Below are 12,942 nucleotides of genomic sequence, written 5' to 3'. Positions count from 1 at the left end.
TCATCTTTCGTCGAACATGGTTAACGGGTGGTTACGGAGCGCATGCCTGAGGTTGAGATCAATCTTTGGCCAAATCCGTCAACGAAAAATCATTGCCGACATAAAGCAGTGGAAGACCGGCTGCCCTGGCTCCGGCATAGGAGAAACAATCGCCGAAATTGAGTTTTGCCGGATGTCGGCCCTTGCCGTAACGGGCAAAAGCGTCGATGGCGAGGGATGCGATCCTGTCCGTGATCGGAACGATCGAGATGTCGAAATCGTTCAGGAAATCCCGGATGATCTGTTCCGCGTCCACCACTGCGATATTGCGCTTGCTGGCCAGCACGACCGTCGCTTCGTAGATGACCGTCGGCAGCGTCACGCGAGGCGGCGTCGCGTTCTCCAACTGAGCGGCGATTTTGCCTGCCTCAGGTCCTGCGATCAGCGTTTCGATAATCGCGGACGTATCGACGACCATCAGATTTCCCACATCTCGTCGAGAAAAGCCTTGTCGTCGAAATCGGGATTGGGTGTGCCCAGCGCCTTTACGCGATCCTGCAGGGCCTTCAGCCTCTCTTCCGGAGATTTTTCCTGTGGGGTGTCCTTCGGTATCGCGTCCGCAGCCACCTCCTCATCCACCACGCGCTCCAGCGCCTGCCGGATGGCATCCGTCTTGGTCGGCGCCTTCAAAATTCTCTGCGCGTGTTCGGCCAGCGCGTCGAGTTCGGGATCAGTGATGTGAAGGGCCATGGCAGCACCTCGTGGAGATGGACTTTCAGGATAGTGTATCTCCACGAGGCGAACAACTGCAGGCAAGTCAGCCCTTCATGATCGTGCCGCGCAAAAAGCTGTGGCCGAGCGACTGTCGCGTCGCCATTTCCGTGCTGTCACCGGCGCCGCCGTGCCCGCCCGAGCCGAACTCGCGGAAGAAGGGAGCATGTCCTTCATCGATCAATCGGCTGGCGAAACGCCGGGCGTGTGAAGGGTGGACACGGTCGTCATTGGTCGAGCTTTCGATATAGACCGGCGGATAGCTGACTGCGCCCGCCGGCTTTACCTGATGCAGCGGCGAATAGGTCAGCATCGCCTCCAGATCTTCGGCCACGTCCGGATTGCCGTATTCGTCCATCCACGCCTTGCCGGATGGGAAGAGATGGAAACGCGACATGTCGATCACCGGCACCGAGGTCCACACCGCACCAAAATCTTGCGGATAGCGGGTCAGCATCACCGAGGTCAGCAGACCACCATTGCTGCCGCCGTTGCAGGCGATGCGTGAGGGTTTCGAATATCCGCGTTTCACCAGATCACGCGCCACGGCGACAAAATCCTCGAATGCCTTGTGGCGGCCCTTGCCTTTGGCGACCTTGTGCCAGTCGGGCCCAAGCTCGCCGCCACCGCGAATATAGGCCTGCACGAAACCGCCGCCTCCGGAAAGCCACAGGCCATAGGCGCCGGAATAGACCGGCGACAGCGACACTTCGAAGCCGCCATAGGCATACATCAGGATGGGCAACTCGCCCTTGGTCCAGTTCTTCGGCAGCACGATGTGATAGGGCACTCTGGTGCCGTCTTCCGAAATTGCTTCCAGAAGCTCCGACTGCATGCCCTCGGCATCGAAAAAGGCGGGGGAGGCGCCGATCGGCACAAGTTCTGGCTCGGCGGCGTGATCGGTCAGGTCCAGCCGATAGGCGGTGGAGGGCAGGAGAAACCCCTGGCCGATGACGGTGAGGATTTCCTCGCCAAGGGTGAGGTCGGCATCGAGCAACCGGTAACCGATGCTCTGCAGGCCTTCCGGCAAAACCAGTTCCTTAGGCTCGGCATCCGGTTTCGTCAGATCGACCAGATAAAGTTTTGGCAGCATGCGGTCGCTGACCACGAACACCGCCCAGCTTTTCAAAACCGAGAACTGCGAAACTGACTGCCCGTCCTGCGGCGAAAACAGCACGCGGGCCTTGCCGAGCGGTTCAGGACCGAAAGGTGAGAATTCCTGCAGGATCAGGCTGCCGGTCGGATAACGCTCGTCTGTCTTTGCCCGCCAGATGGCATGGCTGTGGTTGAGGTCGATATCTATTTCTGTTGGCAGGTCCAGCGGGCGCAGGTTGCCGTCCGCATCGCGCACCTCGATACCGATCCTGCCGATATCGAGAATGCGCGAATAGATTTCGATCGCGCGCTCGTCAGCCTTTCCACCCCAGAGCAACGGATCGATGAAGCCGACCATGCCGGTAATGTCATCCTTGCCGGCTTCGAACAGGATTGGCGCGTCCTTCGGCTCGACGCCACGCTTCAACCTGCGTGCAATGCGAGGCCAGCCGGAACGGGTGGCTGAATTTTCGTCGATCGAGCCGAAATAGGCGATCTCATCAGGCGCGATCCAACTGGCGTGGGCGCGCGTTGCCGGTGTGTCGAAACCACCTTCGACGAAGGCCTTGGTATCTGTGTCAAACTCCAGCAGCCGCACCTGATCCGAACCGCCATCGGACAGGATCAGCAGAACACGGGTCGGCTCATACGGGGAGGTGACGGCGCCCGAATAGATCCAGCGTTTGCCTTCCTTGGCACAGAAGGCATCGAAATCGAGCACGGTTTCCCATGCTGCTTCCGGCTTCGGCTCCTGACCGACCGGCAGGCGTCGCCATAGGCCAAGTGGATTGTCCTTCGAACGGTGAAAGTCGAACAGCCATTGGCCGCGCCGTGTCGGCACGATCAACCGGTCTTCGCGCTCGATCATCGCTTTCAGCGCATCACGATCCTTCTCGAACTCGGGCGTCCTGAATGTTTCGTCGAACTGTGCGTTGCGCTCGGCAACGAAGGCCAGCGTCTTCGGGTCGTTGTCGTTTTCGAGATACAGATCCATGAAAGGCCTCCTCAGTGTTGAGGCCTTTACCTAGGCATGGGGATGGGGCAGGGCAACCTGTAATACGTCATAAGACGCACCGATGCCTTAACCCGCCATGCCCTCTTCATATTCCGAGGAAAGCATCAGCCATTGCTCTTCCGCATGGGAAAGTTTTGCCGCCGCTTCACCACGTTCCTTGGCCTTGGCTGCCGCCTTGGCGGGTGCTTTCTCGTAAAGCGCCGGATCCGCAAGCTCTTTATCAAGCGCTGCAATCAGCTTCTCAAGCTTGGCGGTCAAGGCCTCGGTTTCGTTGATCTTTTTCTTGAGCGGCGCAAGCGAGGCGCGCTTTTCGGCATTCGCCTTGCGCTGGTCTGCCTTGTTCACCTGCTCGTCTGCGACTTGCGCCTTGTCGTCCTTCTTGCGGCCGGCGGCGATGATCAGGTCGCGATATTCTTCCAGATCGCCCTCGAAGGGTTTGACCGTACCTTCGTTGACCAGCCACAGCCGATCGACGGTCGCCTCGATCAGGTGGCGATCATGGGAGATCAGGATGACGGCGCCGTCATAATCGTTCAGCGCCTCGATCAGCGCCCGGCGGCTGTCGATGTCGAGATGGTTGGTCGGTTCGTCAAGGATGAGCAGGTTCGGCGCATGGAAGGCGGCCAGGCCCATCAGCAGGCGGGCTTTTTCACCACCGGACAGGTCCTTGGCGGCGGTGGCCATCTTTTCCGTAGCGAGACCCATCTGCGCTACGCGGGCGCGCACCTTTGCTTCCGGCGCATCCGGCATCAGCCGGCGCACGTGGTCGACGGGGGATTCGTTGGGGATCAGATCATCCAGCTGGTGCTGCGCGAAAAATCCGATCGACAGCGACGGCGCCAGCTTCATCTCGCCGCCATCGATCTTCAGACGGCCGGAAATCAGCTTGGCGAAGGTGGACTTGCCGTTGCCGTTGGAACCGAGCAGCGCGATACGATCGTCGGCATCGATGCGCAGGGTGATATTTTTCAGGATCGGCTGGCCGGGCGTATACCCGACGCCACCCTTGGAAATGGCGACGATCGGCGAGGCCGGCTGCTTTTCCGGCTCCGGAAAGGTGATCGGCTGTACGTGATCTTCGACCACGGCCGATACCGTGCCCATGCGCTCCAACGCCTTGATGCGGCTCTGCGCCTGCTTGGCCTTGGAGGCCTTGTAGCGGAAACGATCGATATAACTCTGGATATGCTTTCTGGCGGCGTCGCTTTTTGCCTTCGCCTTCATCTGCAATTCGTCGTTCTCGGCCTTCTGGCGCTCGAACTGGTCGTAACCGCCGCGATAGAAGGTGAGCTTCTGCTGGTCGAGATGCACGATCGAATTGACGGCATTGTTGAGCATATCGCGATCGTGGGAAATCACGATGACCGTGTGCGGATAACGCCGCACGTAATCCTCCAGCCACATCGTGCCTTCAAGGTCGAGATAGTTGGTCGGTTCGTCGAGCAGCAGCAGATCCGGCTCGGCGAAGAGAACTGCGGCCAGCGCCACGCGCATGCGCCAGCCACCGGAAAACGACGAGGCGGGCCGCAGCTGCGCTTCGGCATTAAAGCCGAGGCCGGCCAAAATGCTGCCGGCGCGCGCTTCCGCCGAATGGGCGTCGATATCGACAAGCCGCATCTGAATTTCGGCAATGCGGTTCGGGTCGGTCGCGGTTTCGGCCTCAGCCAGAAGCGCGGTGCGCTCCTTGTCGGCGGCCATAACGATCGTGATCAGCGAGTCCTCGGTGCCCGGCGCTTCCTGCGCCACCTGACCGATACGGGCATTTTTGGGGATCGATACCGATCCGCTTTCCGAAGCCATGTCGCCGGTGATGATCTTGAAAAGCGTCGATTTGCCGGCGCCGTTACGGCCGACAAGGCCCGCCTTGGAGCCTGCCGGAAGCGTGACGCTGGCATGGTCGAGGAGAAGGCGGCCGGCAATGCGGGCGGAAAGGTCGGTAATCGTGATCATGGCGGCGGTTTTGGCGCAAACCGTCGGCCCTGACAAGACGTCATGTCCAAGCCTTCAGGACAAAGTGATTTTAAGCCCGTGCCGTGCGTGCCACGGCCTTGCCGCCACCGATCACCACCGGCTGGCGCGGATTTGACAGCGCGCTGTCCAATGCAACGGCGGCGCGGCTGCGCAATTCCTGCGGCGAATGGGCGTCGTCGGTCAGCGCAACGCCGATCGACAGTTCCATCGGCAGTGTCGCCGGACGGTTTTCCTCTGGAATGAGCTGCAGCCCGTTGATGATCGAATTGTTCAGACGGTCGGCAATTGCGCCGACATTTTCCTGGCCTACATTGTCGAACAGGAAGGCGAATTCGCGCGGGCCGATGCGGGCGACAAAATCGTTCTTCTTGATGGTGTTGCGGAAGATCGAGGCTGATTTTTTGAGGACACGATTGCCCACCGTGTCGTTCGGCACCTGTGTGGCATCGAACAGACGGTTGAGAGAGACGAGGAAAAGCGCGGTGCGCCGGCCTTCCGCAGTTGCCGAATAAAGCCCTTCCAGCCTTTCGGAGAGGGCAATGTGGTTCGGCAGGGACGTCAGCCTGTCACGCAAGCTCGCTTCGCGGGCCGAGGACGTTGCCCTTTCGCTGGCCGCCAGCTTCTCGGCGCTGGTCTTCAGGGCGGAAGTCAGTTCGGTTTCGGCGGTCATCGCCTCGCTGATCGAGTTGGTCAGGTATTCGATCTCGGACAGCACGTCGGACACATTGCCGGTTCCATCGCTGCGCAGGCTGCGCGCCACGGATTCCAGCGCGCGTGCAAACGTCTGTTTCTGCGAGACGCCGCGCGCGACCTTTTCCGACAGTCCGGCGATCAGCTCGATATCGTGTTTGCGGGTCACATTGGCGGAGAGGCCCATGAAGGAGGGCAGGCGGTGGCGAAGGCCGATCTCGTCAAGCAGCATCTGCGTCGGAGACGGATTGAGCGCCATCACTTCACGTGTCAGAGCGGCGTCGCCACCGGTGATCGCCTCGTGAAACAGTTCGTAATTGCGCGGCAGGCCGGCCACGTCCAGCCGGGCCATCTGCTGGCTCACCGCCAGCAAAACCCTGTTCTTCGGTGCTGTCTTTGCTGCCTCTGCCGACATGCCTGTCTCTCGGTCCCTGTGTCCTTTTGCGTGTAGGCGCCATTAAAATGCACGAGTTTTAACATCTGCTGAAAAAGCGTCCGCCAGTTCGATCGAGGGTTAACAGGGCATGGACGGGCCGCGGTAAATTCCACCGGCATACATGTACGAATGCCTGCCATGAATAATCCTGATTGGATTTTGGCCTTCGACTGCGCTTCCATGCCCGCAGACCAAAAGAGGGAACCAGCATGACCCGCATTCTCTACACGTTGCGCGGCAAGGACGAGGGCCGGCCGTTTTCGCCACATTCGTGGAAAGTGCTGATGGCGCTGTCCCACAAAGGACTGGATTTCGTAGAAAGACCGACACCTTTCACCGCCATTCCGGCATTGGAAAACGGCTTTTCCAAAACGGTGCCGATCCTGCGTGATGGTGAGGTGCTGGTGGCAGACAGTTTCGATATCGCCCTTTATCTGGAAGAGGCGTATCCCGATCGCCCCAGCCTGTTCGGCGGCGAGGGCGGTAAGGCACTGTCGCGCTTCGTCGAACGTTTTTCGCAATCGACCATCCATCCGGCGGTCACCGCGATTGCCGTGTCCGATATTCACGACATGCTGGAGGACGAAGACCAGCGCTATTTCCGGCGCACGCGCGAAACATTTCTCGGTCGCACGCTGGAAGAGATGCGCACCGGCCGTGAAGCCGCCATCGCCGCCTTCGCGCCAAAGCTCGAGCCGTTGCGGCAGATGCTGAGCTATCAGCCTTTCCTCGGCGGCGGAGGCCCGCTGTTTGCCGATTACATCCTGTTCGGCGCACTGCAATGGCTGCGCATTACCACCGGAGCCGATGTTTTCAACAGCGACGATCCTGTTCGAGACTGGTTCGAGCGCTGCCTTGACCTTCATCAAGAGCTGGGCCGGCGTGTGACAGCCGCATGAATTTGGCGCCCGCCAGATGAACAATGACGCGAACCCCCTTGTTTCCGGCGCTTGGGGCGGGTAAACACCGCCCACTTTTCCGCAAAACAAAGGATAGAGACATGGCGATTGAACGCACCTTCTCGATGATCAAGCCGGACGCAACGAAGCGCAACCTGACCGGCGCCATCACCAAGGTATTCGAAGACAACGGCCTGCGCATCATCGCCTCCAAGCGCGTATGGATGTCGACCCGCGAAGCCGAAGGCTTTTACGCTGTTCACAAGGAACGCCCGTTCTTTGGCGAACTGGTTGAAGGCATGACGTCTGGCCCGACCATCGTTCAGGTTCTGGAAGGCGAAGGCGCCATCCTGAAGAACCGCGAAATCATGGGCGCGACCAACCCGGCCAACGCTGACGAAGGCACGATCCGCAAGCAGTTCGCCCTGTCGATCGGTGAAAACTCGGTTCACGGTTCGGACGCTCCGGAAACCGCTGCCCAGGAAATCGCCTACTGGTTCGCTGAAACCGAAATCGTCGGCTGATTGCCGGATTGACGTTTTGAACTGATGGAAAAGCCGGTGCGCAAGCGCCGGCTTTTTTTGTGTTTCGGGACTGGGATGGAAACGCCGTTGCGTACGGTTGCCGGCATCCGGCCGCTTGTTTTCTTGTCTGCCGTGCGGCACATGCGGTTATGGTCTTGCTGCATCGCAGCATGAAACAGAGGCCATCCAAACGCGCCCATTACAGGATCTGCCGTCTTGAAATATTTCCGCCTTCTCGCACTCGCCGCTCTTCTGTCCTCGCCCGCATTTGCGGCTGAAAACCCGGCACCTGCACCGTCTGGCCATTACGTGTCCGACCCCGCCCATTCGAGCGTCTTCTGGAAGGTAAAGCGTCTTCGCCTTTCCAACTATACCGCCCGTTTCACGCGCATGACGGCGGATCTGGAATGGAACGCCGAAAACCCCAGTGCCTCCAAGGTCACGGCAACCATCGATCCGCTATCGGTGCGCACCGAATATCCGTTCCCGGAAAAGGAAAATTTCGACGAGGAAATCGGCAAGACCGAGCGGTTCCTGAATGCTCAGCCAATCAGCTTCGTATCGACATCCGTCACCATCACCGGCGATAACCGTGGCGAAGTGATCGGCGATCTCACATTTCGCGGGCAGACCCGTAAAACGACGCTCGACGTGACCTTCAACGGCTCGATGGCCGAGCAGCCGGGTACGAAAAAGCCCAAGATCGGATTTTCCGCCGTCGCCACGCTGAAGCGCAGCGAATGGGGGCTGGCCCCGAGCATCAAGTCGATCGGTGAAGACGTGACCGTCATCATCGAAACCGAGTTTCAGCCGGCCGATAGCGGCCAGAAATAAGCCTGCTCAGCTCCACTTGTCCCGCGCACTGTCATCGGCATCTTTTGCCGCCACCCAGTCGCGGGGCTGGCCGTCGACGCCATGTTCCTTTTTCCAGAACGGCGCCGATGTTTTCAGGAAATCCATGACGAAATTCGCGCCGTCGAAGGCGGCCTGCCGATGCGGCGAGGCGGCGATGACGAGCACGATGTTTTCCCCCGGCGCGATCTTGCCGTAACGGTGTACGGCGGTCAGGCCCATGAGGTCGAAGCGCTCGATCGCAAGTCCGGCGATACGCTGCATCTCGGCTTCCGCCATGCCCGGATAATGTTCCAGCTCAAGCGCCGACAGCGTGTTCTGCTCTCCACGGCACAGGCCGACGAAGGAGACGATGGCGCCGATATCGGTGCGGCCATCGGTCAGCACGTCGATTTCGGATTGCAGGTCGAAGTCGTCGGACTGGACGCGGATTGTGGGGGTAGGGCGTGTCATCGGTCGTCTCCGTGGAGTTGGGTCGGCGTGCTTGGGGCAGAATATGCCGCACCGTATCCCGGCCCTTCGCTTTGGCTCAGGGCGTTCGAAGCTCAAAACGCTCCACTGGAGCGTTTTGCCGGCTGAAGCCGTCGCTTCTCACCCACCCGTCATCGGTGGAAAGATGCCGATTTCATGCGCGCCGGCAATCGGTTCGTCATGCTCGACATGTTCCTGATTGACGGCAACACGGATGACGTCTGGGTATTCCAGCGCCGCTTCGTAACCATCGCCCAGTGTCTTCAGGTAGGCCAGCAGATCGCCGGCCGTCACCACGCTTGCCGGAAGCTCGATCTCTTCTTCCGGCTTGTCGATGCGTTCGCGCACCCAGGCGAAATAGACGATCTTGACCATCATTCTTCCACGATATGTTTCAGGCCGGCGCGGAAATAGTCGTAGCCGGTGTAGAAGGTCAAAATCGCAGCGATCCAAAGAAGCGTGATGCCGATCTCGGTCGTATATGGCAGATAGGCTTCGCCGGCGGGGCCGGCCAGAAGGAAGGCGATCGATACCATCTGGATCGTCGTTTTCCATTTGGCGATCTGGGTCACCGGTACAGCCACTTTCAACGCTGCCAGATATTCCCGCAGGCCGGAAACGAGGATTTCGCGGCACAGGATGGTGATCGCCGCCCAGAGTGACCAGCCGGCAATCGTCTGGTCGGCGGCAAGCAGCAGAAGCACGGCCGCCACCAGCAGCTTGTCGGCAATCGGGTCAAGCATACGGCCGATATTGGACGTCTGGTTCCAGATACGGGCGAGATAACCGTCGAGATAATCGGTGATCGAGGCAACGACAAAGATCCAGAAGCCGGCCCAACGGGCGAAATCCGAACTTTCAAGCTTGCCCTCGACGAAGAAGCAAAGAACGATCAGCGGCACGGCGATAATGCGCGCATAGGTCAGAAGATTGGGAATGCTGTATGCGCGCGATGCCATTTTCGACCTGTCTCTGGGGTTTGCCCCTAGTTGAGGTTTTCAACCGCCAGCGTCAACAGGCTTTCGCGGCTTTTTTACAGGCGATTGCGTCAGTTCGACCGGTTCTCATGGAAATGGTTATAGACCTGCTTGGCCACCGCCTCCGAAATCCCCTCGACCGCCATCAGATCATTCAATCCCGCGCGTGAAACCGCCTTGGCCGTGCCAAAGTGCTGCAGAAGCTTGCGCTTGCGGCCCGGGCCGATGCCGGAAATCTCGTCCAGCGGGTTCTTGATCATTTCCTTCTTGCGCCGTGCCCGGTGCGAACCGATGGCAAAACGGTGCGCCTCGTCGCGCATGCGCTGGACGAAATAGAGAACCGGATCACGCGGCGGCAGCGAGAAATCGCTTTTGCCATCGGCAAAGAACCGTTCGCGGCCGGCATCGCGGTCGACGCCCTTGGCGACGCCGATGGCGGTGACGACGTCGCGGATGCCGAGTTCATCGAGAATGGCACGCACCGCCGTCATCTGGCCCTGGCCACCGTCGATCAGGATCACGTCGGGCCATGCCGGGAAGGCGGCATCGTTGATGTCGTCACTGGTCGTTTCGGCCGGTGTTTCCGCATTTGTCGGCGCCGAAATGCTGCGGTTGGGAATGCCTTCTTCCTTGATGAGGCGCGAAAACCGCCGCGTCATCACTTCCTTCATCATGCCAAAGTCGTCGCCGGGGGTAATGTCGGTCGATTTGATGTTGAACTTTCGGTACTGGCCTTTGACAAAACCTTCCGGTCCCGCAACGACCATGCCACCGACGGCATTGGTGCCCATGATGTGGGAGTTGTCGTAGATCTCGATGCGGCTCGGCACGTAAGGCAGCTTGAAGGTTTCGGCGAGACCGGCCAGCAGACGTGTCTGCGACGAGGTTTCCGCCAGTTTTCGCCCATGCGCCTCGCGCGCGTTGGCAGCGACGTGATCGACGAGATCGCGTTTTTCGCCACGTTGCGGCACGTTGATAGACACCTTGTGCCCGACCTTTTCCGAAAACGCGAGCGCCAGCAATTCCTGTTCCTCGACCGTTTCGGAAAGCAGGATCTGCTTCGGAACCGGCTTGTCGTCGTAGAACTGCGCGAGGAAGGCGTTGAGCACTTCCGAGCCCGGCATCTGCGGGTCGGCCTTCGGGAAATAGGCGCGGTTGCCCCAGTTCTGGCCGGTGCGGAAGAAAAACACCTGAATGCAGGTCAGTCCTGCCTCATGGTAGATGGCAAAAATATCCGCTTCCTCGACGCCGGCCGGGTTGATGCCCTGATGGCTCTGGACGTGGGAAAGCGCCGCCAGACGGTCGCGATAGATCGCAGCGCGCTCGAAGTCGAGATCGTCCGAAGCCTCAGCCATCTGTTGGGCGATGACGGTTTTGACGTTCTGGCTCTGGCCGGAGAGGAAGTCCGATGCCTCTTTCACCAGTTCGGCATACCCCGCATCGCTGACCTCATGCGTGCAGGGGCCGGAACAGCGTTTGATTTGGTAGAGCAGACAGGGCCGCGTGCGTGTCTCGAAAACGCTGTCGGTGCAGGTGCGCAGCAGAAACGCCCGCTGCAGCGAATTGATCGTGCGGCCGACCGCGCTCGCCGATGCGAACGGACCGAAATACTGGCCTTTTCGCGCCCGCGCACCGCGATGTTTCAATAGGGCAGGGGCGCGGTGGTCGCCGCTGATGAGAATATAGGGAAACGACTTGTCGTCGCGCAAAAGCACGTTGAAGCGTGGGCGCAGGCGCTTGATCAGGTTGGCTTCGAGCAGCAGCGCCTCGGTTTCCGTCCGCGTCGTGACGAATTCCATATGGGTGGTTTCGCGCACCATGCGGGTCAGGCGGTTGGAATGCAGCCGCCCCTGCGCATAATTGCCGACACGCTTCTTCAGGCTGCGCGCCTTGCCGACATACATCACGTCGCCGGCCTCGTTGAACATGCGGTAGACGCCCGGCGCATTCGGCAGGTGTTTGACGAATTCGGCAATCAGGTCGGCGCCCTTGAGGCCGGTATCGTGCTTGACGGCTTCGTTCCAGTCGATCGCCGTCGTCAGGCGTGCGACATCACCGTCCGGGGCTGGGGAGTCCAGCACGGAATCGTCCTCGTCTTCGTCGGTCTCGTCATAGAGCACACCGCCGTCGGGCAGTTTTGCAGAAGTCATTCATTGATCTCCGCCACATCCGGCGTTTGCCACGCCAGATGCTGGCCGCCGTCGAGCGCGACCATCTGGCCGGTGATCGAAGGCGTATTGAACAGAAAGCGAATCGTCCGCCCGAATTCCTCCGGTGCCGGACCCTGCTTTAATATAAGGGCGGAGAGTTGGGTCTGAAAGTCCTCGTCTGTCTGTCTCGGGCTTTTGAAGCTGGGGCCGGGGCCGATCGCATTGACCCGAACGCGTGGACCATAGGCCTGCGCGAGCGTCTGCGTCGCCGTCCACAGAGCCGATTTCGACAGCGTGTAGGAATAGAAACGCGGCGTCAGTGCCCATACGCGCTGGTCGATGATGTTGACGATCAGGCCGGATGTGTTGTCGGGCAATTGAGCAAGGAAGGCGGCCGAGAGGATCGAAGGTGCCTTCACATGGATGGCAAAATGCTGCTCGAAGGCTTCGGCGTCGAATGTTTCCGCGCTGTCCTCGCGAAAGATCGAGGCATTGTTGACCAGAAGGCCAAGCGGCCCGAGTTCGGCCGCGACTCGGGGCACGAGATTTTCTGATTCTGCAGGGTCGAGAAGATCGGCCTGGATTGAAATCGCCTTTGCGCCGTCCTGCCGCAATCGGGCAGCCAGCGATTCAGCCTCGTCAATTGCCTCATTGGCATGAATGGCAACGGCAAATCCGTTTGCCGCCAGATCGCTGCATATCGCAGCTCCAATCCTTCGGGCTGCTCCGGTCACAAGTACGGTTCTGGGAAATTTCACGGGTAAATCTACGCTTTTTGCTGCTGATCCGGCCTTTATGCTCCATATAAACATTGAGGGGGTCAAGCGGAAGACGTATCGAAATGATGCTTGCAGTCGCTGCACCAATGTTCTATTGCGAGATGGCAATGTAATGTTGAAGATTAAAAATAATATACTTATTTAAACCTTTAGGTAAGGTTAACAAAGTGCGTGTTGCGATGAAGCAACATCAAACTTCAGCCGCCTCGCCGCCACAAACAATTCACATTTCGGCTCTTTCATCTCCGCAATTGACCTTCAATTTCATCTCCAACGGGCGACGAACGAAAAATGTTTTGGAACCACACGGGCTCCGCAACGTTCACTGACCCG

At 59.4% G+C, this 12,942-nt stretch carries 13 protein-coding genes; 3 read left to right on the top strand and 10 right to left on the bottom strand.

Annotated elements, in window-relative coordinates:
* Positions 1-58 precede the first annotated feature (58 nt).
* From AAIH70_RS02685 to AAIH70_RS02665, 5 genes are all read right to left on the bottom strand, one after another.
* The gene (locus AAIH70_RS02685) at positions 59-457 is read right to left on the bottom strand and encodes a type II toxin-antitoxin system VapC family toxin (protein WP_132273089.1); all 399 of its coding nucleotides are present in this window, start codon (positions 455-457) and stop codon (positions 59-61) included.
* Complete coding sequence (locus AAIH70_RS02680) at positions 457-729, bottom strand: type II toxin-antitoxin system VapB family antitoxin (protein WP_132273090.1); 273 nt, start codon at positions 727-729, stop codon at positions 457-459. Before AAIH70_RS02680 ends, AAIH70_RS02685 begins: the two co-directional genes overlap by 1 nt.
* Positions 730-796: 67 nt before the next feature.
* The gene (locus AAIH70_RS02675) at positions 797-2,839 is read right to left on the bottom strand and encodes a prolyl oligopeptidase family serine peptidase (RefSeq protein ID WP_132273091.1); all 2,043 of its coding nucleotides are present in this window, start codon (positions 2,837-2,839) and stop codon (positions 797-799) included.
* An 87-nt stretch (positions 2,840-2,926) separates the two neighbouring features.
* A complete protein-coding gene (gene abc-f, locus AAIH70_RS02670) occupies positions 2,927-4,810 on the bottom strand; it encodes a ribosomal protection-like ABC-F family protein (RefSeq protein WP_132273092.1) in 1,884 nt (627 codons plus the stop codon).
* 70 nt (positions 4,811-4,880) lie between these two features.
* Positions 4,881-5,936: a GGDEF domain-containing protein gene (locus tag AAIH70_RS02665; protein ID WP_132273093.1), complete on the bottom strand. Its 1,056-nt coding sequence runs from the start codon at positions 5,934-5,936 to the stop codon at positions 4,881-4,883.
* 230 nt (positions 5,937-6,166) lie between these two features.
* Between AAIH70_RS02665 and AAIH70_RS02660 the strand changes: the two genes are divergently transcribed.
* The 3 genes from AAIH70_RS02660 (at position 6,167) to AAIH70_RS02650 (ending at position 8,214) form a co-directional block, all read left to right on the top strand.
* On the top strand, positions 6,167-6,856 hold the full coding sequence (locus AAIH70_RS02660; protein ID WP_132273094.1) for a glutathione S-transferase family protein: 690 nt from the start codon (positions 6,167-6,169) through the stop codon (positions 6,854-6,856).
* A gap of 101 nt (positions 6,857-6,957) precedes the next feature.
* Positions 6,958-7,380 carry a nucleoside-diphosphate kinase gene (gene ndk, locus AAIH70_RS02655; protein ID WP_112728489.1) on the top strand — a complete coding sequence of 141 codons (423 nt, stop codon included), beginning with the start codon at positions 6,958-6,960 and terminating at the stop codon, positions 7,378-7,380.
* Positions 7,381-7,596: 216 nt separating this feature from the next.
* Positions 7,597-8,214 carry a YceI family protein gene (locus tag AAIH70_RS02650; protein WP_165931977.1) on the top strand — a complete coding sequence of 206 codons (618 nt, stop codon included), beginning with the start codon at positions 7,597-7,599 and terminating at the stop codon, positions 8,212-8,214.
* 6 nt (positions 8,215-8,220) lie between these two features.
* Here AAIH70_RS02650 and AAIH70_RS02645 read toward each other — a convergent pair whose 3' ends face one another.
* From AAIH70_RS02645 to AAIH70_RS02625, 5 genes are all read right to left on the bottom strand, one after another.
* On the bottom strand, positions 8,221-8,685 hold the full coding sequence (locus tag AAIH70_RS02645) for a molybdenum cofactor biosynthesis protein MoaE (protein ID WP_132273096.1): 465 nt from the start codon (positions 8,683-8,685) through the stop codon (positions 8,221-8,223).
* A gap of 138 nt (positions 8,686-8,823) precedes the next feature.
* A complete protein-coding gene (moaD, locus tag AAIH70_RS02640) occupies positions 8,824-9,078 on the bottom strand; it encodes a molybdopterin converting factor subunit 1 (RefSeq protein WP_132273097.1) in 255 nt (84 codons plus the stop codon).
* Positions 9,078-9,662, bottom strand: coding sequence for a CDP-diacylglycerol--glycerol-3-phosphate 3-phosphatidyltransferase (gene pgsA, locus AAIH70_RS02635; protein WP_132273098.1), 585 nt, complete (start codon positions 9,660-9,662; stop codon positions 9,078-9,080). Before pgsA ends, moaD begins: the two co-directional genes overlap by 1 nt.
* Before the next feature lie 89 nt (positions 9,663-9,751).
* Positions 9,752-11,830: an excinuclease ABC subunit UvrC gene (uvrC, locus tag AAIH70_RS02630; RefSeq protein WP_132273099.1), complete on the bottom strand. Its 2,079-nt coding sequence runs from the start codon at positions 11,828-11,830 to the stop codon at positions 9,752-9,754.
* Positions 11,827-12,588, bottom strand: coding sequence for an SDR family oxidoreductase (locus AAIH70_RS02625; RefSeq protein ID WP_245519105.1), 762 nt, complete (start codon positions 12,586-12,588; stop codon positions 11,827-11,829). Before AAIH70_RS02625 ends, uvrC begins: the two co-directional genes overlap by 4 nt.
* Positions 12,589-12,942: the final 354 nt, after the last annotated feature.

This window comes from Neorhizobium sp. BT27B, from assembly GCF_050455485.1.
In the GTDB taxonomy this organism is placed as follows: Bacteria; Pseudomonadota; Alphaproteobacteria; order Rhizobiales; family Rhizobiaceae; genus Neorhizobium.
This window is presented reverse-complemented; position numbering and strand designations above follow the sequence as displayed.